The organism is Micrococcus sp. iso_239, assembly GCF_056173395.1.
Genome location: NZ_CM149672.1, coordinates 1,050,146 through 1,068,908 on the forward strand (window position 1 = coordinate 1,050,146; position 18,763 = coordinate 1,068,908).

General features: G+C 73.0%; 18 protein-coding genes and 2 tRNA genes. 16 read left to right on the forward strand and 4 right to left on the reverse strand.

What is annotated here, in order from left to right:
- Positions 1 to 40 precede the first annotated feature (40 nt).
- The 6 genes from AC0VX2_RS04915 to AC0VX2_RS04940 all read left to right on the forward strand — a co-directional run bounded on the left by AC0VX2_RS04915 (position 41) and on the right by AC0VX2_RS04940 (position 3,714).
- Complete coding sequence (locus AC0VX2_RS04915; RefSeq protein WP_101965494.1) at positions 41 to 1,390, forward strand: glutamate-5-semialdehyde dehydrogenase; 1,350 nt, start codon at positions 41 to 43, stop codon at positions 1,388 to 1,390.
- A 79-nt stretch (positions 1,391 to 1,469) separates the two neighbouring features.
- Positions 1,470 to 1,691 carry a hypothetical protein gene (locus tag AC0VX2_RS04920; RefSeq protein ID WP_098092945.1) on the forward strand — a complete coding sequence of 74 codons (222 nt, stop codon included), beginning with the start codon at positions 1,470 to 1,472 and terminating at the stop codon, positions 1,689 to 1,691.
- Between the two features lie 77 nt (positions 1,692 to 1,768).
- Complete coding sequence (gene nadD, locus AC0VX2_RS04925; RefSeq protein ID WP_010078832.1) at positions 1,769 to 2,416, forward strand: nicotinate-nucleotide adenylyltransferase; 648 nt, start codon at positions 1,769 to 1,771, stop codon at positions 2,414 to 2,416.
- Positions 2,413 to 2,838: a ribosome silencing factor gene (gene rsfS / locus AC0VX2_RS04930; protein ID WP_002853902.1), complete on the forward strand. Its 426-nt coding sequence runs from the start codon at positions 2,413 to 2,415 to the stop codon at positions 2,836 to 2,838. Before nadD ends, rsfS begins: the two co-directional genes overlap by 4 nt.
- Before the next feature lie 13 nt (positions 2,839 to 2,851).
- Positions 2,852 to 3,517 carry a histidine phosphatase family protein gene (locus AC0VX2_RS04935; RefSeq protein WP_101965493.1) on the forward strand — a complete coding sequence of 222 codons (666 nt, stop codon included), beginning with the start codon at positions 2,852 to 2,854 and terminating at the stop codon, positions 3,515 to 3,517.
- Positions 3,518 to 3,638: 121 nt separating this feature from the next.
- Positions 3,639 to 3,714, forward strand: a tRNA-Ala gene (locus tag AC0VX2_RS04940).
- A gap of 86 nt (positions 3,715 to 3,800) precedes the next feature.
- Here the strand turns inward: AC0VX2_RS04940 and AC0VX2_RS04945 are convergent.
- On the reverse strand, positions 3,801 to 4,931 hold the full coding sequence (locus AC0VX2_RS04945; protein ID WP_475432746.1) for an oxidoreductase: 1,131 nt from the start codon (positions 4,929 to 4,931) through the stop codon (positions 3,801 to 3,803).
- Between the two features lie 169 nt (positions 4,932 to 5,100).
- On the opposite strand from AC0VX2_RS04945, the gene AC0VX2_RS04950 reads away from it, so the two are divergent.
- Both AC0VX2_RS04950 and AC0VX2_RS04955 read left to right on the forward strand, forming a co-directional pair.
- Positions 5,101 to 5,176, forward strand: a tRNA-Ala gene (locus tag AC0VX2_RS04950).
- Between the two features lie 243 nt (positions 5,177 to 5,419).
- Positions 5,420 to 6,541: a hypothetical protein gene (locus AC0VX2_RS04955; protein ID WP_036316949.1), complete on the forward strand. Its 1,122-nt coding sequence runs from the start codon at positions 5,420 to 5,422 to the stop codon at positions 6,539 to 6,541.
- Between the two features lie 96 nt (positions 6,542 to 6,637).
- Here the strand turns inward: AC0VX2_RS04955 and AC0VX2_RS04960 are convergent, their stop codons facing one another.
- Positions 6,638 to 7,330, reverse strand: a complete 693-nt coding sequence (locus AC0VX2_RS04960) for a TetR/AcrR family transcriptional regulator (protein WP_036316951.1) — start codon at positions 7,328 to 7,330, stop codon at positions 6,638 to 6,640.
- A 161-nt stretch (positions 7,331 to 7,491) separates the two neighbouring features.
- Here AC0VX2_RS04960 and AC0VX2_RS04965 point away from each other — a divergent pair, with 161 nt between their 5' ends.
- The 4 genes from AC0VX2_RS04965 (at position 7,492) to AC0VX2_RS04980 (ending at position 12,604) form a co-directional block, all read left to right on the forward strand.
- Entirely contained in the window at positions 7,492 to 9,024 is a 1,533-nt protein-coding gene (locus tag AC0VX2_RS04965; RefSeq protein WP_036316954.1) for a flavin monoamine oxidase family protein, read from the forward strand.
- Between the two features lie 26 nt (positions 9,025 to 9,050).
- Complete coding sequence (locus tag AC0VX2_RS04970) at positions 9,051 to 10,712, forward strand: APC family permease (protein WP_036316957.1); 1,662 nt, start codon at positions 9,051 to 9,053, stop codon at positions 10,710 to 10,712.
- Positions 10,709 to 12,094 carry an NAD-dependent succinate-semialdehyde dehydrogenase gene (locus tag AC0VX2_RS04975; RefSeq protein ID WP_100057718.1) on the forward strand — a complete coding sequence of 462 codons (1,386 nt, stop codon included), beginning with the start codon at positions 10,709 to 10,711 and terminating at the stop codon, positions 12,092 to 12,094. The genes AC0VX2_RS04970 and AC0VX2_RS04975 overlap by 4 nt, the downstream gene beginning before the upstream one ends.
- A gap of 213 nt (positions 12,095 to 12,307) precedes the next feature.
- The gene (locus AC0VX2_RS04980) at positions 12,308 to 12,604 is read left to right on the forward strand and encodes a hypothetical protein (RefSeq protein ID WP_250203155.1); all 297 of its coding nucleotides are present in this window, start codon (positions 12,308 to 12,310) and stop codon (positions 12,602 to 12,604) included.
- Positions 12,605 to 12,685: 81 nt separating this feature from the next.
- On the opposite strand, the gene gabT is transcribed toward AC0VX2_RS04980, so the two are convergent.
- Positions 12,686 to 14,008 carry a 4-aminobutyrate--2-oxoglutarate transaminase gene (gabT, locus tag AC0VX2_RS04985; RefSeq protein WP_396728934.1) on the reverse strand — a complete coding sequence of 441 codons (1,323 nt, stop codon included), beginning with the start codon at positions 14,006 to 14,008 and terminating at the stop codon, positions 12,686 to 12,688.
- Positions 14,009 to 14,153: 145 nt separating this feature from the next.
- On the opposite strand from gabT, the gene AC0VX2_RS04990 reads away from it, so the two are divergent.
- From AC0VX2_RS04990 to AC0VX2_RS05005, 4 genes are all read left to right on the forward strand, one after another.
- Positions 14,154 to 15,050, forward strand: a complete 897-nt coding sequence (locus tag AC0VX2_RS04990) for a LysR family transcriptional regulator (protein ID WP_144819745.1) — start codon at positions 14,154 to 14,156, stop codon at positions 15,048 to 15,050.
- Between the two features lie 80 nt (positions 15,051 to 15,130).
- Positions 15,131 to 15,937: a class F sortase gene (locus tag AC0VX2_RS04995; protein ID WP_144819746.1), complete on the forward strand. Its 807-nt coding sequence runs from the start codon at positions 15,131 to 15,133 to the stop codon at positions 15,935 to 15,937.
- A 122-nt stretch (positions 15,938 to 16,059) separates the two neighbouring features.
- Positions 16,060 to 17,130: a DUF305 domain-containing protein gene (locus tag AC0VX2_RS05000; protein ID WP_144819747.1), complete on the forward strand. Its 1,071-nt coding sequence runs from the start codon at positions 16,060 to 16,062 to the stop codon at positions 17,128 to 17,130.
- 205 nt (positions 17,131 to 17,335) lie between these two features.
- Positions 17,336 to 18,379 (forward strand): hypothetical protein, encoded by a 1,044-nt coding sequence (locus AC0VX2_RS05005; protein ID WP_144819748.1) that lies wholly within the window; start codon positions 17,336 to 17,338, stop codon positions 18,377 to 18,379.
- 9 nt (positions 18,380 to 18,388) lie between these two features.
- Here AC0VX2_RS05005 and AC0VX2_RS05010 read toward each other — a convergent pair whose 3' ends face one another.
- Positions 18,389 to 18,694, reverse strand: coding sequence for a GNAT family N-acetyltransferase (locus tag AC0VX2_RS05010; RefSeq protein WP_095354181.1), 306 nt, complete (start codon positions 18,692 to 18,694; stop codon positions 18,389 to 18,391).
- Positions 18,695 to 18,763 lie beyond the last annotated feature (69 nt).

An 18,763-nucleotide genomic window follows, 5' to 3' on the forward strand; every position in this document is an offset into this window, starting at 1 on the left:
GGCCTCGTGCCTCGTCCGGGGCGCTCGATAGGCTGGCGGCATGCAGACCACCGAGAGCACCGCACCCCAGGATCAGTCCGGCCGCCAGGACGCCGAGGCGCCGACGCCCGAGGTCGAGGAGGCCGTCCGCCAGCGGGCCGAGTGGGCGCGTCAGGCCGTGCCCGAGCTGGCCACCGCCGGCCGCGCCCGCAAGGACGCCGTCCTGCGCCACATGGCCGAGGCCCTGCGCGCCAACGCGGCCGCGATCATCACGGCCAACCGCGAGGACCGCGGCCGCGGCCGCGAGGCCGGCACCTCGGCGGCCCTGCTGGACCGCCTCAAGCTGGACGAGGCGCGCGTCGAGGCGCTGGCCCTCGCCCTGGAGACCCTGGCCGGACTGCCGGACCCCGTGGGCACCGTGGTCCGCGGCGGTCCGTTGCCCAACGGCGTGCGGATGAGCCAGGTGCGGGTGCCCCTGGGCGTCGTGGGCGCCGTGTACGAGGCCCGTCCGAACGTCACGGTGGACATCGCCGGCATCGCCCTGAAGTCGGGCAACGGCGTGATCCTGCGCGGCGGCTCGGCCGCGGAGTCCACCAACACGGTCCTGATCCAGGTGCTGCGCGAGGCGCTCGTGGACCAGGGCTTCGACCCCAACATCATCCAGGGCATCGACGATCTCGGACGTCCCGGCGTCGCCGCGCTGATGGCCGCCCGTGGCGCGGTGGACGTCCTCGTCCCGCGCGGCGGCCGTGAGCTGATCCAGCGCGTGGTCCGCGAGGCCCGGGTGCCCGTGATCGAGACGGGTGAGGGCAACGTGCATCTGTACGTGGACGCCTCCGCACCCAAGCAGATGGCGGTGGACATCGCGCTCAACTCGAAGACCCACCGCACCTCCGTGTGCAATGCGGCCGAGACCCTGCTGCTCCACCGGGACGCGGAGGAGACGGGCCGAGAAGTGCTGCGCGCCCTCACCCGTGCCGGCGTGCTGCTGCACGTGGACGAGGCCGCGCGGGCCTGGCTGCCCACGCTCGCCGACCGCGGCGACCACGCCCGGGACGCCGTGGACGCCACCGAGGAGGACTGGGGCACCGAGTACCTGGACATGGAGATGGCCGTGCGGGTCGTGGACTCCCTCGACCAGGCGATCGAGCACATCGGCCGGTGGTCCACGGGCCACACCGAGGCCATCGTCACGAACGACCTGGCCGCGGCCGAGCAGTTCATCACCGAGGTGGACGCCGCGGCCGTCATCGTGAACGCGTCCACCCGCTTCACCGACGGCGGCGAGCTCGGCCTCGGCGCCGAAGTGGGCATCTCCACCCAGAAGATGCACGCCCGCGGGCCCATGGGCCTGGAGGAGCTCACGACCACCAAGTGGATCCTGCGCGGCGACGGGCAGATCCGCCGCTGAGCCGGGCTACGATGGACACCAGGACCCCTTCGGCCCGGCCCCGGCCCGGCCGTCTGACCCGCTGCACCGAGGAGCATCCATGCTGAACACCTCCCTGATCCTGGCCGCCGCCGAGGGCCACCACGTCGTCAACGAGCTGCCGATGGACCCCATCTGGTACGGCCTGCTCGTCTTCGCGCTGCTGATGGTCGCCCTGGCCGCCACCATGTCCATGCGCTCCCGTGCGCTGCGCCTGCCCGAGCCCACCACCGCGGTCCAGCACCACGGCACCGGCCGCGGCTCGCACACCTCCGGTCACTGACGTCTCACCGGCCCGCCGCGTCGTCGCCTCCTCCGCCGGGGGCGACGCGGCGGGCCGTCCGTTCGTCTCCTGAGCGCATGACCGTCGCCTCCCGCACCCCCGTCACCGCGCCCACCGCCGGGCGCGCCCGCCGTCCGCGCCTCGGCATCATGGGCGGCACCTTCGACCCGATCCACCACGGGCACCTCGTGGCCGCCTCAGAGGTGGCCGCCGAGTTCGAGCTGGACGAGGTCGTCTTCGTCCCCACGGGCCAGCCGTGGCAGAAGTCGGACCGGCAGGTCTCCCCGGCCGAGGACCGCTACCTCATGACCGTGGTGGCGACCGCCTCCAACCCCCGGTTCACCGTCTCCCGCGTGGACATCGACCGCCCCGGCGCCACCTACACCGTGGACACGCTGCGGGACCTGCACCGACTGCACCCGGACGCCGAGCTGTTCTTCATCACCGGCGCGGACGCCATGGGCCAGATCCTCACGTGGAAGGACGTGGACGAGCTCTGGGGCCTGGCGCACTTCGTCGGTGTCACCCGTCCCGGCCACGACCTCTCGGACATGGGCCTGGGGGATGACGTGTCCCTGATGGAGATCCCCGCCATGGCGATCTCCTCCACGGACTGCCGGGAGCGCGTCCGCCGGGGCCGGCCCGTCTGGTATCTCGTCCCGGACGGCGTCGTCCAATACATCGCCAAGCACCACCTCTACGTCTCGGAAGAGGAGACCTCGTGACCGTTCCCCAGACCACCCTGGACGCCCTCACCACCGCCGCGGCCGCCGCCGCGGACAAGCTCGGCACGCACATCGTCGCGTTCGACGTCGCCGAGCGGCTCGGCCTGACCGACGCCTTCCTGATCGCCTCCGGCGCCTCGGAGCGTCAGGTCAACGCGATCGTCGACGGCGTCGAGGAGGCGCTGCTGAAGGACGAGCAGCTCAAGCCGCTGCGTCGCGAGGGCCGGTCCGACGGCCACTGGGTGCTGCTCGACTACGGGCACTTCGTGGTGCACGTCCAGCATCGCGAGGACCGCGAGTTCTACGCGCTGGACCGCCTGTGGAAGGACACCCCGGCGATCGACCTCGGCCTGCCGGAGGAGAGCACCCGCCCGGACGCGGCCGCCCAGGACGACGGCGCCTCCGCCTCGCACGCCTCCTGAGCGGGGCCGCGAGATGCGCCTGATCCTGCTGCGTCACGGCGAGACCGACTGGAACGCCCTGGACCGCTACCAGGGGCACACGGACATCGAGCTGAACGCCGAGGGGGAGCGTCAGGCGCGCCGCGCCGCCGGCGGGCCCGTGGGCGATCTGCTCGAGGACGCGGAGGAGCTCGTGGTCGTGTGCTCCCCGCTGGCCCGGGCGCGGTGCACGGCCGAGATCGTCCTCCAGGCCCGGGTGGGCGCGGCGTCCGTGGCCGTCGACCCGGAGCTGATGGAGCTGGCCGGGGGACAGTGGGAGGGCCTGGAGCTCAGTGCCATCGCGGAACGCTGGCCGGACGAGCACCGCCTCTGGCGGGCCGAGCCGGTGCTCGACGCCGGTCCCGTCGGCGGGGAGACCCTGCGCGGGGGCGGCGAGCGGGCCCTGCGTGCGTTGCGCGGGCACGTGCCCCCGCACTGGGGAGACACCCCGCGCGACGGTGGCGCCCAGACTCTGCTCGCCGTGGCCCACGGTGCGCTGATCCGCGCGGCCACGGGGTTGCTCCTGCGTCACGAGGGCGAGGCCTTCGCGGCGATGGCGCGGATCGGCAACGCCCGCGCCGCCGTGTTGCAGGGCGCGTTCACTGCCGACACCGGGGCCGAGGGCTGGGGCGACTGGACCCTCGAGGGCTACGGCATCTGAGCGCGCCTCGGCCCGGACGCCGATTTGGCGCCCGCGCGGGGACCGTGTACGCTGGTCGAGTTGCCAGCGAGGCGAACGGCCCGGAAACGGCGCGTGAACATCGCGGGTGACGCACACATCTGGGGGTATGGCGCAGTTGGTAGCGCGTCTGCATGGCATGCAGAAGGTCAGGGGTTCGAATCCCCTTACCTCCACCAGTCAGGAGGCCCGGTCCGTACGGACCGGGCCTTCGTCGTCGTCGGGCTCCCGTGCGGGGCCGGGAGGCGACCGCCGCCCCGCGACATCACCGCGGTTCTGCACTGCGGTGATGTCGCTCCGCCGCGGTCGGTGCGGGGGACACGCCCGGGAACGCGGCGCGCTCCACCGCCGTGAGTGCGGGTTCCACCGCACGGCCCTCCCGCGCCGAGGCGACGGCGGCCTCGAGCACCGCCATCACGGCGACGGCCTGGTCGGGGGTGGCGGCGTCGCTGCCCGGGCGGCCCAGGATCGCGTTGCGCACGCCCGTGTAGGACCGCTGCTGGGCTCCGGTCGGCGCAGGGACGCGCTCGATGTTCCCCTCCACGTCGTGCAGGAGGATCGGGTCCGGGTCGACGCCCCAGCCCTCGGCGCCGGGGAGCAGACCCGCGCGCAGCTGCGCCTCCTGCTGATCCGGCAGTTCCTTCACCGCGGAGCCGCGCGTCCCGTGGACCGCGAAGCGCGGGCTGCCGCCGGCCACGAGCATCGACGCCTGCAGGACGACGCGCCGGCCCGGGTACTGCAGCACGCAGTGCGCCCAGTCCTCGACCGGGGCGCCCGGACGCAGGACCGCGAGGTTGGCGTCCACGCGATCGGGGACACCGAAGAGCAGGAGCGCCTGGTCGACCAGGTGCGGGCCGAGGTCGAACCAGATGCCGCCCCCGGGCACCGCGGCTTCCCGCCAGCGGTCCCGGACGGTCGGGCGGAAACGGTCGATCCGGGACTCGAGGTGGACGACGTCCCCGAGCCGGCCGGAGCGGACCAGCTCGGCGATGCCCAGGAAGTCGCTGTCGAAGCGGCGGTTCTGGAACACCCGCAGCACCCGCCCCGTCTCGGCCGCGAGGTCGCGCAGCTCCCGCGCCTCGGCGAGACTCAGCGTGAACGGCTTGTCCACCACCACGTGCCTACCCGCCCTCAGGGCCGTGCGCGCGAGCGGCGCGTGTTGGTCGTTCGGGGCGGCGATCACCACGAGGTCCACGTCGTGGCACGCCAGGAGCGCGTCCACGTCAGGCACCACGACGACGTCCGGCAGGTCCGCGTGCACCGCGTCCGGGCGGCTCGAGACGACATGGGTGAGAGCGAGTCCCTCCGTGGCGTGGAGCAGGGGGACGTGGAACGTCTTCCCGGCGAACCCGTAGCCGATCAGCGCGGTGCGGATCGGTGCGTCGGTGGGGGACATGCAGGACCTCCTGGGCTGGCGGCGGGCATGGGAGCGTCCCCTGCACGCTAGGCCGTGGGACCGCGGCGGTCCATCGACGCCGCCCGGCCGGTTTGCGCGGTCCCTGCAGGCCGGATATTCTATTCAGGTGCTCCGGCCGGTCCACCGGAACCGGAGTCACCACCCACCTGGGGGTATGGCGCAGTTGGTAGCGCGTCTGCATGGCATGCAGAAGGTCAGGGGTTCGAATCCCCTTACCTCCACCAGGCAGAAGGCCCGGTCCATACGGACCGGGCCTTCGTCGTCGTAACGGCCAGCTCGCCGTCGAGACCCGCCGGTCACGACCGGGTTGCGGTCCAGCGTCGATCACGCATCGACGTCGCACAGCCCTTTCACGGCAGGCTCTCGGCGGACAGACTCGAGGCGTCCCCACCCGTGGAGCCCGGAACACCGGCGCTGCAGAGGCGGGGACCGCCACCCCTGTCCGGCCGACTCAGTGAGGAGCTGCCATGTCCGTCATCCGCACCCGTCGTCCCTCCCTCCGTCACCTGCCCGCCGCCGTCGCCGCCGCCGGCCTCATCACCACCGTCGCCCTCGCCGGCCCCGCCGCCGCCTGGGACGACGCCCACGGCCCCCAGGCCGGCTACTTCCAGGCCGTCGACCACGAGAACGTCACCACCGCCTTCTTCCAGACCTACGACGGCTACGACCCGGAGGACCTCACGCTCACGCTCACCCCGGTGGCCGAGGACGGCACCCGCCTGGAGGGCGGCCAGGAGGTCGAGTTCACCGCCCTGGACGTCATCGACGGTGGTGCGGTGGACGTCCTCGAGACCCGCCGCGCGCTCGGCGCGGCCGGTGCAGGCCTGGTGCGGTACGACGTCGTGGCCGACGGGCAGATGCTGAACATGGGCATCACGCTCCAGGCGGACGCCGACCTCGCCGACGATCAGGGGGCGGCCGTGCACTCCGTCGACGGCCCGCAGATGGCCCACCTCGGGGACCGGCCCCTGGCCTGGGACTCGGCCATGCAGCTGGCACCCGGGGTGGAGGGCGCCGAGATCGTCCACCTGGTCGCCGCGCCGACGATGGAGAACACCTACGCGGCGGTCGTGGCCGAGCCGGCCCACGGTGAGGTCTTCGCGTTCCGTGACTCGGAGCACTCCCAGCTCCGTGCCTGGTACATCCCCGACGAGGGCTTCGTCGGCACGGACACCTTCACCGTCGACTTCCACAGCGAGCACGTCGCCCATGTCCAGACCGTCACCGTGCACGTCGGCGAGGAGATCCCCGCCGCGTACGACGGCTTCCTCGATGCCGAGGACGGCGTCCTCAACGGGAAGCCGCTCGACCTGACCGACCCGGACACCGCCGCGGCGCTCGCCGCGTTCCGGGCCGACGAGGCCGCCCCGGCTCCGGAGGACGGGGAGGAACAGCCCGCTCCGGCTCCGGAGGACGGGGAGGAACAGCCCGCTCCGGCTCCGGAGGACGACGCCGACGCCGACGAGCAGCACACGACCCCGGACACCGTCGAGACGGGGCAGTCCACCGGCTGGTGGCTGGCCGGCCTCGGCGCCGCCGCCGCGGGAGTGCAGGTCGCGGCCCGCCGTCGTCTGGGCCTGACCGACTGACAGCCCGCCGCGCACAGATCCTTCGACGCGCCGCCCCTCTTACGCTCAGGGGCGGCGCGTCCGTGCCGGCATGACACGCGGCCGGCAGCCCGCGCGTCAGTCGCCGAGGCCCGCCAGCAGCAGGTCCAGTCCCTCCTCGAAGGGTGCGTCCGCATAGGGGTTCCGCGCCCCCGTCGCGCGCGTGCCCCCGCCCGCCCGGAAGGCCTCGGCGGCCGCGCCAAGCGCGGGCAGGCGCTCCTGCGCCCCCGCCACCTCGAAGATGTCGGCCGGAGCGTCGACGTCGTACGCAGACCCGTAGATGAACGACTCGAGCGCGATCACCCGGGCCAGCACCTGCTCCGGCGCCAGACCGGTCCGGGCCAGCACCGCGCACACCGTCTCGTAGACCCGCTGCGTCGACGGGGCTCCCTCGATCGGCAGGGTCGCGATGAGCGGGATCAGCGGCGGATGGGCCGCGAAGACGTCGCGGTAGGAGCGCGCCCACGCCCGCAGGGCGGCGACGACGGGCACCTCGCCCCGGATCGCGGCCTCCAGCTCGACGAGCGAGACCTCGCCCATCACGGCGTCCTGCAGCAGGACGAGCAGCTCATGCTTGCCGCTGATGTGGTTGTAGAGCGCGCTCGGCGCCACGCCCAGGCGACGGCCGACCGCCGCCATGGTGAGCCCTTCGTATCCCTCGGTGCGGGCGACCGCGAGCGCCGCGTCCGCGATCGCTTCGCGGCTCAGAGCGGGGGAGAGAGGTCGTCCGCGGTGGCGGCGCGCCCGGGGCGGTTCAGTGGTCTCGTCCATCCGGCCATTCTGACCCGTCGGACGGGCAGGAGGTGTCAGGCCGGCTACGGACCAGCCTTCCCTTCCCGGCGCGCGGCCCGTACAGTGAGCGCCGACACTCTAAATGAACGGCATTCACCCGGGCCCCGCCCGATGCCCCGTCCCCGCCAGAGGAGCACCCCATGACCACCGCCCCCGCCACCGCCGGCCGCGAGCGCCGGACGAGCGACGTCGTCGTGATCGGCGCCGGCCCGGCCGGCCTCATGGCCGCCCGCACCGCGAAGGCCCAGGGCCTGTCCGTCACCGTCCTGGAGGCTCGCCGGCGCGTCGGCGGCCGCACCTGGAACGGCCTGGTCGAGGGCGCCGACGGCAAGGACCACTTCATCGAGATCGGCGGCCAGTGGATCTCCCCGGACCAGACCCGCCTCATCTCCCTGGTGGAGGAGCTCGGCCTGCCGACGTTCTCCCGCTTCCGCGACGGTCGCAACGTCTACGTGGACCCGCGCGGAGAACGCCACGTCTACGACGGCCTCGACTTCCCGGTGGCCGAGAAGACGGACCGGGAGATGGATCGCCTGATCGCCAAGATCGACGAACTGACCGCCGAGATCGACGCCGCCGCCCCGTGGGAGCACCCGCGGGCCGCCGAGCTGGACAAGATCTCCTTCCGGCACTGGCTGGAGCAGCAGTCCGACGACCCGGAGGCCATCGACAACGTCTCCATCTACATCGCCTCCGGCATGCTGACCAAGCCCTCCCACACCTTCTCCCTGCTCCAGGCGCTGCTCATGTCCGCCTCGGCGGGGTCGTTCCGCAACCTGGTGGACGAGGACTTCATCCTGGACAAGCGCGTCGAGGGCGGCATGCAGTCCGTGTCCCTGGCCATGGCCGCCGAGCTGGGCGACGACGTCGTCCTCGGCCAGCCGGTGCGCACCCTGCGCTGGGCCGAGCCGGACCCGTCCACCGCGGACGAGAAGAACGGTGTGGCCGCAGACGTGCGCAACGGCGTGGCGCACGACGGCGCCGCCGGCGACGTCGTGGCGCTCACTGACGACTACGAGGTGCACGCCCGCTACGCGGTCCTGGCCGTCCCGCCGAACCTCTACAGCCGCATCTCCTTCGAGCCGCCGATGCCGCGCGAGCAGCAGATCGCGCACCAGCACATCTCCATGGGCCTGGTCATCAAGGTGCACGCCGTGTACGAGACCCCGTTCTGGCGCGAGGAGGGCCTGTCCGGCACGTGCTTCGGTGGGGGCCGTCTCGTCCAGGAGATCTATGACAACACCAACCGCGGCGAGAACCTGGCCGGTGGCGCCCCGGGCGAGGAGGACCCGCACGGCACCCTCGTCGGCTTCGTGTCCGACGTGTACGCGGAGCAGATGTGGGCCCTGCCGGAGGAGGAGCGCAAGGCCGCGATCCTCGGCGCCATGGCCGAGTACCTCGGCCCCCGGACCCTCGAGCCGATCGCGTTCTTCCTCTCGGACATGGCCGCCGAGGAGTGGACCCGAGGCGCCTACGCCACCAGCTACGACCTCGGCGGGCTCTCCCGCTGGGGCCACCTCCAGAACCGCCCGACCGGTCCCATCCACTACGCGTGCTCGGACATCGCAGCCGAGGGCTACCAGCACGTGGACGGCGCGATCCGCATGGGCGAGGCCGCCGCCCTGGCCATCGCCGAGCGGGAAGCCACCGACGCGGGGCAGCCCACCGGCTGACCGGCCCGACGGACAAGGACATCCTCATGAGCGCATCCACCCCACGACGCCGCGTCGTCGACAATGAGGGACACGAGCACGTGTACCCGACCACCTCCGCCATCGAGCAGGTCAACCTGCTCAACCCGGGCGGGGTGAGCAACAAGGGGCTCCAGGCCGGCAAGGTCGGCCTGCTCGGGGCGGTGGTGATCGGCGTCTCCGTCGTCGCCCCCGCCTACACGTTGACCTCGGGCCTCGGGCCGACCATCAGCACCGTCGGCACCCACGTGCCCGCGATCCTGCTGCTCGGCTTCATCCCGATGCTCCTGGTGGCCCTCGGCTACCGGGCGCTGAACACGCGGGTGCCGGACTCCGGCACGTCGTTCACCTGGGCCACGCACGCCTTCGGGCCGTATGTCGGGTGGATGGGCGGCTGGGGGCTCATCGCCGCCTCCGTGATCGTGCTGTCCAACCTGGCGGCCGTCGCCGTCGACTTCACGTTCCTGCTGCTCGCCCAGATCACCGGGAGCCAGGCCATCGCGGACCTGGCCGGCAACCTGTGGGTCAACATCCCCCTGACCCTGGTGTACCTGGCCCTGGCCGGATGGATCTCGCACCGCGGCATGGAGACCACCAAGCACCTGCAGTACATCCTGGTGGCCTTCCAGATCCTGGCCCTCGGTGCGTTCGCGGTCGCCGCCCTGACGCAGTCCTCCCGTGGCGCGGGCTTCGACCCCACCCCGGTGCAGCTGGACTGGTTCAACCCGTTCACCGCGGGCGACTTCAGTGTGGTCGCGGCCGGCGTCTCCCTGTCCATCTTCCTGTTCTGGGGCTGGGACGTGACCCTCACGATGAACGAGGAGACCAAGGACCCCGAGCGCACCCCCGGCCGGGCCGCCGCCGTCACCGTGTTCGTCATCATCGCCGTCTACATCCTGTCCGCCCTGGCCGTGATCTCCTGGGCGGGCATCGGCTCCGAGGGCCTGGGCGCGGGCAACCCGGACAACCAGGAGTCGATCTTCGCGGTCCTCGCCGGCCCGATCCTGGGCCCCTTTGCCGTGATCATGTCCAGCGCGATCCTCGTCAGCTCCCTGGCCTCCCTGCAGTCCACCATGGTCTCCCCGGCCCGCACCCTGCTGGCGATGGGCTTCTACCGGGCCGTGCCCGCGCGCTTCGCCGAGCTGAGCCCCCGGTTCAACAGCCCGGCCTTCGCGACCTGGGTGTGCGCGGGCTTCGCCGGCCTCTTCTACGTCGTCACGCGGCTGCTCTCCGAGAACGCCCTGTGGGACACCATCACCGCTCTGGGCCTGATGATCTGCTTCTACTACGGCATCACCGCCCTGGCCTGCGTCTGGTACTTCCGCCGCGAGTGGTTCACCTCGGTGGGCAACGCCCTCACCACCTTCCTGTTCCCGCTGATCGGCGGCCTCGTGCTGCTGGTGATGTTCTGCGTGACCGCGATGGACTCCACCGACCCCGACTACGGCTCCGGCTCCTCCGTGTTCGGTGTCGGCACCGTGTTCATCCTGGGCATGGGCGTGCTGGCCATCGGCGTGGTACTGATGATGTGGACGCGGCTGCGCCACCCGGCCTACTTCCGTGGCGAGACCCTGCCGCAGACGGACTCGACCCGACCCATCCCGATCATCCGTCCGGACGACGACGGCACTGCCGTGGTCCGGGACCCCAACGAGAGGACCCACTCATGAGCACCCCCACCGGCTATCGCGTGCAGGACCCCAGCACCGACCAGGTCGTGGAGACCTTCCCCGCCCTCGCCGACGGTGAGGTCGACCAGGTGCTGGCCGCCGCCGAGACCGCCCAGCGCGCATGGGCCGCCCGCCCCATCGAGGAACGCGCCACCATCGTGCAGAAGGTCGCGGACCTCTTCGAGGAGCGCAAAGACGAGCTCGCGCAGATCATCGCCACCGAGATGGGCAAGCGCGTGACCGAGGGCGTCGAGGAGGCGGAGTTCAGCTCGGCCATCTTCGGCTACTTCGCGGACAAGGGCCCCACCCTCGCCGCGGACCGCCCCATCGAGACCTACGGGGGCGGCCGCGCCATGATCCGCCACCTGCCCCTGGGTGTGCTGCTGGGCGTCATGCCGTGGAACTTCCCGTACTACCAGATCGCCCGTTTCGCCGCGCCGAACCTCATGCTCGGCAACGCGATCGTGCTCAAGCACGCCGAGATCTGCCCGCGCTCGGCCCTGGCCGTGCAGCAGATCATGGACGACGCCGGCGTGCCGGCCGGCGTGTACACCAACGTGTTCGCCACGCACGACCAGATCGCCGAGTTCATCGCCGACCCGCGCGTGGCCGGCGTCTCCCTGACCGGCTCCGAGCGGGCCGGCTCCGTGATCGGCGCGCTCGCGGGCCAGCACCTCAAGAAGGCCGTCCTCGAGCTCGGCGGGTCGGACCCGTACATCGTGCTCGACGCCGAGGATCCGGCCGAGGCCGCCCGCACCGCGTGGGCGACCCGCATGTACAACATGGGCCAGGCCTGCAACTCCAACAAGCGCATGATCGTCTCGGCGGACATCCATGACGCCTTCGTGGCCGAGCTGGTGTCCCTGGCCGACGCCATGAAGCCCGGGGAGGCCGCCGACGAGGACCCGACGGTGTTCACCCCGCTGTCCTCGCGCGGTGCCGCCGAGGGCCTGGCCGAGCAGGTGGAGCGGGCCCGTCAGCAGGGCGCGACCGTCCACGTCGGCGGGACCGTCACGGACGAGGCGGGCGCCCGCTTCGCCCCGGCCGTGATCACGGGCGTCACCTCCGAGATGGACGCCTACCGCGAGGAGCTCTTCGGCCCCGTCGCCGTCGTCTACAAGGTGGAGTCCGCGGACGAGGCGCTCGCCCTCGCCAACGACTCCCAGTACGGCCTGGGCGGCGCCGTGTTCTCCCAGGACGAGGCCCAGGCCGAGCGGATCGCCCGGCAGCTCGAGGTCGGCATGGCCAACGTCAACACGCCGGCGGGCGAGGGGGCGGAGATCCCGTTCGGCGGCGTCAAACGCTCCGGCTTCGGCCGCGAGCTCGGCCCGCTCGGCATGGACGAGTTCGTCAACAAGCAGATGTACTTCGTCCAGGACTGACATCCCACGACGACGACGGGCCCGCCTCCGGTGACCGGAGGCGGGCCCGTCCGCGTCCCGCCGGCGTGGCGGGAGCGATGGGTCAGCGACGCGCATGTCGCACAGCGGGTTCTAGGCTGGCGCGCCCTTGCCCCTTCAACCGGGGCGCGGCCATCATGGACCGGATCCCCGTCGAGAACTGCAGAATCGAGATGCCTGATGTACCCCACCCCGATGACCTTTGACGTGGCGCGCGCCGGCCGCGCTCTCGCCCAGGTCAGTGTCCGCACCCTGGCCACCGCGGCCGGCCTCGAGAAGGAGCAGCTGCGCCGCTTCGAGAAGGGGCTGGCCGACCTGCGGGTGGACGAGCGTCTGCGTCTGGAGAAGGCCCTGCGCAAGTACGGCGTCGGGCTGGTCCCGGAGGACGAGTTCGGCGGCGCGGGGGTCCGCCGGATCTTCACCGCCGAGAAGTCCCGGCGCCTCGAGGTCCTGGAGAACGAAGGCGGCCCCGCGTACGAGGACGACATCTGAGTCCTCCGCCGACAGGCGCACGGCCCCGCATCCCGGGCAGGGATGCGGGGCCGTCGTCGTCGGTCCGCCGGTGGCGGGCGCTCAGGCGGACTGCAGCGCCTTCGTGACCTCGCTCAGGCCCTCCTTGAGGAGGTCCTCACCGATGGTCAGCGGCGGCAGGAAGCGTACGACGTTGCCGTAGGTGCCGCAGGTGAGCAGGATGACGCCGGTGGCGCGCACGGCCGCGGCCACGGTGGCGGTCAGCGTCGCGTCCGGCTCGCCGGTGGCGGGGCCCACGAACTCGATCGCCATCATCGCGCCGCGGCCGCGGACCTCGGCGATGCGGTCGTCGGCGTTCTGCTCGAAGTGCTCGCGGATGACCTGCTCGATCCGGCGGGCCTTCTCCAGGAGACCGTCCTCCTCGACGGCCTCGAACACGGCGAGCGCCGCCGCCGTGGCGACGGGGTTGCCGCCGTAGGTGCCCCCGAGGCCGCCCGGGTGCACGGAGTCCATCACCTCGGCGCGGCCGGTGACGCCGGAGAGCGGCATGCCGCCGGCGATGCCCTTGGCGGTCGCCATCAGGTCCGGCTCGATGCCCTCGGTCTCGGAGGCGAACCAGGCGCCGGTGCGGGCGATGCCGGACTGGACCTCGTCCGCGATGAACAGGACGTCGTTGGCCTTGCACCACTCGACCACGGCCGGCAGGAAGCCCTCGGCCGGGACGATGAAGCCGCCCTCGCCCTGGATCGGCTCCATGATCACGGCGGCCAGGTTGTCGGCACCGATCTGCTTCTCCAGCGCGGAGATGGCGCGCTGCGCGGCCTCGGCGCCGGACAGGCCGTCCCGCAGCGGGTAGGAGCCGGGCACGCGGTAGACCTCGGGGGCGAACGGTCCGAAGCTGTGCTTGTAGGGCATGGACTTGGCGGTCAGCGCCATCGTCAGGGTGGTGCGGCCGTGATAGGCGTGGTCGAACGCGGCCACGGCCTGCCTGCCGGTGTAGGCGCGGGCCACCTTGACGGCGTTCTCCACGGCCTCGGCGCCGGAGTTGAACAGGGCGGTGCGGGTCTCGCCGGGGATCGGGCAGGTGCGGTCCAGCTGCTCTGCCACGGCCACGTAGCCCTCGTAGGGCGTGATCATGAACGAGGTGTGGGTGAACTGCGCGACCTGCTCCTGGACGGCGGCCACGACGCGCGGGTGGGAGGCGCCCACGGAGGTGACGGCGATGCCGGAGGCCAGATCGATCAGGCGGTTGCCGTCCACGTCCTCGAGGATGCCGCCCGCGGCGCGGGCCGCGTACACCGGCATCGTGGTGGCCACTCCGGCCGGGACGGCGCGCTTCTGGCGCTCGGCGAGCTCACGGGAGCGAGGGCCGGGCAGCTCGGTGACCAGATGGCGGGTCTGCTCGAGGTCGGGGGTGGCGGTCATGGGGATGCCTCCTGGGAACGGCTCACGGGGAGCGGGGACGACGGGTGGGCACGACGACGACGCGTCGGGCCGCGTCCTCCCATGGTGGGGCGTCGGGTCCATGCCGTCCAGTGATGATCTGGCATGGCGGCTATGCTCATCCGGCATGGAGGAGAAACTGCTCAGGGCCTTCGTCACGGTGGCCGAGGTCGGCACGGTCTCGGGGGCCGCGATCCGCCTGGATCTCGTGCAGTCCGCGCTCAGTCGGCAGCTGCAGCGGCTTCAGCGTGAGCTGCGCCTGCCACTGTTCGCCCGGGTCGGCGGCCGGCTCGAGCTGACGACGGCCGGCGAGGCGTTCCTCCCGGTGGCGCGCGAGGTCCTCGTCGCCCATCGCCGGGCGGAGCAGGCGGCCCGCACGCTCGCCTCCGGTCGGCTCACGGACGTGGCCGTGGCCGCACCGGGCACCACCCTCATCGACGTCGTGCTGCCGTTCGTGGCCACCTTCGGGGAGGAGGACCCGCGCCCGCGCGTCGCGGAGACCCAGCTGGACGACTCGCTGCTCGACGCCGTCGCGCGGCACGACCTCGTGGTGATGCCGACGGTGCCGCCGCCCTCCGTCGCGTCGCTGCCGCTGATGGACCTGCCGGTCTGGGCGTACGTCGCCCCGGGCCACCCCTGGGCGGGCCGGACGCGGGTGTCCCTCGACGACCTCGTGGCCCAGCCGGTCGTCGCACCCGCCCGCACCTTCATGGCGCGGCGCGTCCTCGACGGCGCCGTGGCCGTGGCGGGCCTCACGCCGCCGGCCCTCGTCGAGGCGAACTCCGGGCGGGTGGCCCAGGCCCTGGTCGCGACGGGGGCGGGCGTCGCCGTCGTCACCGAGGACCCGGCCTTCGGGTTGACGCCGGTGCGGGTCATCGCGCAGGGGCGGGCGCTCGCGGTGCGACTGCACGCGGCGTGGCGGGAGGACCACTTCGCCACCGCGACGCTGGAGAAGATCGCCCGTCGGCTGCAGGCCTTCGTCCGGGACCGCTATGCCGAGCCCGGGGATGACGCGCCGCGCTGAGGCCGGAGCGCGTGAGACCATGCCGTCGTCGGACGCGGCCCCGGGCGGGCCGCGTCGATGCACACGAGGGGAGAACCCGGATGAACACCACCGTCCGACGCGCCCTGTGGGTGGTCCTGTTGCTGCTGTGCCTGAGCCTCGTGTTCCTCGCGCTGCGCGGGGTGCTGGCGGTCGGCGCCGTGCCGATCAGCGCTGCCCCCACCCTCAGCGCCACGGCGTCCGTGAGCCCGTCCTCTGCGGCAACCACGCGGGAGGCGGCGGTTCCCGTCGAGACCCAGGAGCTCGCCGGCACACCCACGCCGTCCGAGGAGCCGACCCCCACCGAGGAGCCGGCACCGTCCGAGGAGCCGACCCCCGCCGCGGCCGCCCACCTCTCCGGCCCCGCCGCCCCGTGGGACGAGGTCACGGCGACGCCCGTGCACGTGGACGTCCACCAGGACGGCGAGCAGATCGTCGGAGCGGGGATCGACCTCACGCAGTTGGATGAGGGCGGCGACCTGGACCCGGAGCCACAGACGGTCGGCTGGTACGGCCCGCCGCAGTGGGGCACCACGCCGGGGGAGCGGTCCCGGTACGCGGGGGTCCTGGCCGGGCACGTCGTCTACCACGGCGTGCGGGACGTGTTCTGGAACCTGGGCGACGTGCGCGCGGGTGCCGTCGTCGTGGTGACATACGACGACGGCACGCAGGCCGCCTTCGAGGCGGACGCGGACGCGGTCTCGGTGGAGAAGGAGGCGCTCACCCAGGATCCGTCGCACCGCTGGGCATGGGAGCCCGGGGGCGACGACGCGAAGGTCACGCTGATCACGTGCGACCTCGTGCCGGGCACCGGGATGGCCGGGAACGCCTTCAACAACTGGGTGGTGCAGGCCACCCGCGTCGCCTGAGGCCGCGGCGACCCCGGGGCCGGGAGGCCGGAGGGGTACCCTGGGGAGGCCGGGGCGGCCGACCGCGTCGGACCGCCCTTGACCCCGTGACCGGGTGACGACCGCCGAGAGGACCTGCGCCCATGAGCCGAGCCGACATCGCCCCCGCCCGCGTGCACCCCCGCCGCTGGAGCGTGGCCGTCGGAGGGGCGCTCCTGAGCATCACCCTGGCCACCGGCGGCTGCAGCGTCGTCGAGGAGCCCGGACAGACCGGTGACACGGAGGCGGGGAACACCTACCTGGAGGGCGTGCTGGCCAGCCCCAGCCAGACGTCCGCCGACCCGCTCGCGGCGGACATCCAGTTCGCGGGTCTGCTGCTGCGCAACCACCGCGACGCGATCCAGCAGTCCGATCAGGTGCTGGGCAAGGACGGCGTGGACCAGGAGATCCGGGCCACCGCCGAACGGATGAAGTCCGAGCACGAGGAGCGGGCGGGCCGGCTCGAGTCGATGCTCGAGGGCTGGGGCGTCCCCTCGGATGACGTGCGCGGTGCGGGTGCCGAGGCGACCCCGTCTGCGCAGCCCGAGTCCACGGAGGACGCGGAGCCGGCGGAGATCGTGGGCGACGAGCTGCGCGCCGGACTCCTGTCCGACCGGGAGAAGAACGTGCTGGCCGCCGCCGAGCCGGAGGAGGCAGGACGGATCTACCTGCTCCAGATGCGCCGCCTCTATCAGGGCGCGCTGACGATCTCCGCCACGGAGGCGGAGGACGGCTCGGACGACGCGGCGAAGGAGCTGGCCTCCAGCGTGGTCGAGGGCCACCGCAAGGAGCTGGAGAGCTTGGCCGCGACGCTCGCGGAGATGGGCGTGATCGGGTCGAGCGGGGCGCGCACGGCGGAACCGTCCGGGTTCACCGGCCCCATCAAGATCGAGGGCACCGGCGCCGACGGCGGCTCCGTCCCCTCGGACTTCGTCCCGGAGCCGCTGCAGCGGGTGCGCAACTTCCGCGCCACCCAGAAGCCGGTGCTGCCGTCGTCGAGCTCGCCCAGTTCCTCCAGCGCGTCGGGCTCCGCCAGCGCGTCCGGCCGGGACGCCGAGGACCAGCGGGGGCGGGACACCGCATCGGCGAGCCCGTCGCCCAGCCCGGCCGACACGGCGCAGGCCACCCCGCGCCCCTCCTCCGGGGCAAGCCCCTCGCCCAGCGCATCCCGCTGACACACCGGCCGGCCGGGCGGCCCGATCCGCATCGCGCGTCGCCGTGACCGAGTCGATAGCGCTTCGTCACCGGATGGTGACCCGCCTCACGTCCGTGCGGCGTAGATTCGTGCCGACGCGGCGAGTGCGGCATCCGGTCGACCTCGGGCGTCCGCGCCGGAGAACCCTTCGGCCCGTCGCAGCACCGCACCCCTGGAGGAGCACGATGCGCACCGCCCGACCGACCCGCCTTGCCGCCGCCCTGGGCGCCGGCGTCCTTCTCACCGGCCTGGGGGCGACCCCTGCCCTCGCCTCACCCGCCCACCCCGCTGGATGGACCGCCGAGCACGGCCTGCCCGGCGGATCCTTCCTCGTGGCCGGCGCGGAGGGTGAGACCGGTGCCTCCTTCGGCACCGAGTTCGAGGTGGACGAGTCCGACGTCCGCCTGACGGTGGCTCCGGTGCTGGAGGGGGAGGCCCGCGGCGCCGAGACCGAGGTCCCGTTCACGTACGACGACGAGTTGGAGCGCGGTGACTTCGACGTCGCCGCGGCCCGGCGGAGCCTGGGCGAGTCGGGGACCGGTCCCGTCGTCTACACCCTCTACGTCCTGGGCGGCGAGGTGGCCGCCCTCACCTACGGTCCGGACGCCGACCTCACCGACGCTGACCCGGGCGAGCCGCTGCGCGCCGACCAGCGTCATGAGCTCGGCTTCCACATGCTCCCCACCGCCTGGGACACCACCCTGCTCGCGGCGCCGGGGGAGCGACACGTGTTCATCTCCTCGTACACGGGCGATGAGGCGGCGCCGCTGACGCTCGTCGCGGGCCCGGCCGAGGGTCGGGTCGTCGAGGTGACGGAGGAGGAGACCGGCGGGCCGGGCGGCTACGTGTACCAGGCGCCCGAGGGCTTCACCGGATCCGACACCGTCACCCTGCGGGCCACGAGGGACGGCGTGACGACGACGCGGACGGTGACCGTGCGGTTCGGCGATCCCCGCGTGGACCTCTACGACTGGGAGAACGGGCGGATCCCGGGGTTCGTGACCTTCCCCGTGGCCGGCCCGTTCGACGACGCTCCGGGCCAGCCGGCCGATCCCGACACTCCCACCTCGCCGGCGGAGCCCGAGACCCCTGCGGATCCGGCCGACGGCGAGCACACGGTGCCGGACACGGTCGAGACCGGGCGTGGTCCGGCGGCGTGGCCCGTCGCCGTCGCGGTGCTGGCCGCGGGCGTCCTGGCCGTGGTGCGCCGGCACCGCGTCGCGGCCTGACCGCGCCGGTCAGTGGGGCGCGAGCAGCGCGCTCTTCTCCGGGTGCTCGTCGAACCACTGGGCGACGTACCAGCACATCGGCACGATGCGGCGGCCCCCTGCGGGGCCGCCGTTCGTCGCGATGTCCTCGACGGCGCCCGCGGTCAGCGCGGCGGCGTGGCCCCGGCCGCGGTGCACCGGGATGGTGAACGCGCGGTTCAGGGAGACGGCCGCGCCGTTGTCCCGGAAGTCGAGGACGGCGAGCAGTGTGCCGCCGTCGTGGAGCTCGTAGCGGGACTCGGCGTCATTGCGGGTGACGGTGGGGGAGGTGCTCATGCCGGGGCAACCCCCGGTGGTCACGGGGTATTCCGACGCCGGCCGGCGGCGGGCTCCTACATGTAGTGG

Excerpts from the sequence above, each read along its gene's own strand:
- AC0VX2_RS04955 (WP_036316949.1), top strand. The coding sequence starts at position 5,420 with ATGTCCGTCATCCGCACCCGTCGTCCCTCCCTCCGTCACCTGCCCGCC.
- AC0VX2_RS04945 (WP_475432746.1), bottom strand. The coding sequence starts at position 4,931 with ATGTCCCCCACCGACGCACCGATCCGCACCGCGCTGATCGGCTACGGG.
- AC0VX2_RS04960 (WP_036316951.1), bottom strand. The coding sequence starts at position 7,330 with ATGGACGAGACCACTGAACCGCCCCGGGCGCGCCGCCACCGCGGACGA.
- AC0VX2_RS04915 (WP_101965494.1), top strand. The coding sequence starts at position 41 with ATGCAGACCACCGAGAGCACCGCACCCCAGGATCAGTCCGGCCGCCAG.
- AC0VX2_RS04975 (WP_100057718.1), top strand. The coding sequence starts at position 10,709 with ATGAGCACCCCCACCGGCTATCGCGTGCAGGACCCCAGCACCGACCAG.
- AC0VX2_RS04970 (WP_036316957.1), top strand. The coding sequence starts at position 9,051 with ATGAGCGCATCCACCCCACGACGCCGCGTCGTCGACAATGAGGGACAC.
- AC0VX2_RS04995 (WP_144819746.1), top strand. The coding sequence starts at position 15,131 with ATGAACACCACCGTCCGACGCGCCCTGTGGGTGGTCCTGTTGCTGCTG.
- AC0VX2_RS05005 (WP_144819748.1), top strand. The coding sequence starts at position 17,336 with ATGCGCACCGCCCGACCGACCCGCCTTGCCGCCGCCCTGGGCGCCGGC.
- nadD (WP_010078832.1), top strand. The coding sequence starts at position 1,769 with ATGACCGTCGCCTCCCGCACCCCCGTCACCGCGCCCACCGCCGGGCGC.
- AC0VX2_RS05010 (WP_095354181.1), bottom strand. The coding sequence starts at position 18,694 with ATGAGCACCTCCCCCACCGTCACCCGCAATGACGCCGAGTCCCGCTAC.
- AC0VX2_RS04920 (WP_098092945.1), top strand. The coding sequence starts at position 1,470 with ATGCTGAACACCTCCCTGATCCTGGCCGCCGCCGAGGGCCACCACGTC.
- AC0VX2_RS04965 (WP_036316954.1), top strand. The coding sequence starts at position 7,492 with ATGACCACCGCCCCCGCCACCGCCGGCCGCGAGCGCCGGACGAGCGAC.
- gabT (WP_396728934.1), bottom strand. The coding sequence starts at position 14,008 with ATGACCGCCACCCCCGACCTCGAGCAGACCCGCCATCTGGTCACCGAG.
- AC0VX2_RS04990 (WP_144819745.1), top strand. The coding sequence starts at position 14,154 with ATGGAGGAGAAACTGCTCAGGGCCTTCGTCACGGTGGCCGAGGTCGGC.
- AC0VX2_RS04980 (WP_250203155.1), top strand. The coding sequence starts at position 12,308 with ATGACCTTTGACGTGGCGCGCGCCGGCCGCGCTCTCGCCCAGGTCAGT.
- AC0VX2_RS04935 (WP_101965493.1), top strand. The coding sequence starts at position 2,852 with ATGCGCCTGATCCTGCTGCGTCACGGCGAGACCGACTGGAACGCCCTG.
- AC0VX2_RS05000 (WP_144819747.1), top strand. The coding sequence starts at position 16,060 with ATGAGCCGAGCCGACATCGCCCCCGCCCGCGTGCACCCCCGCCGCTGG.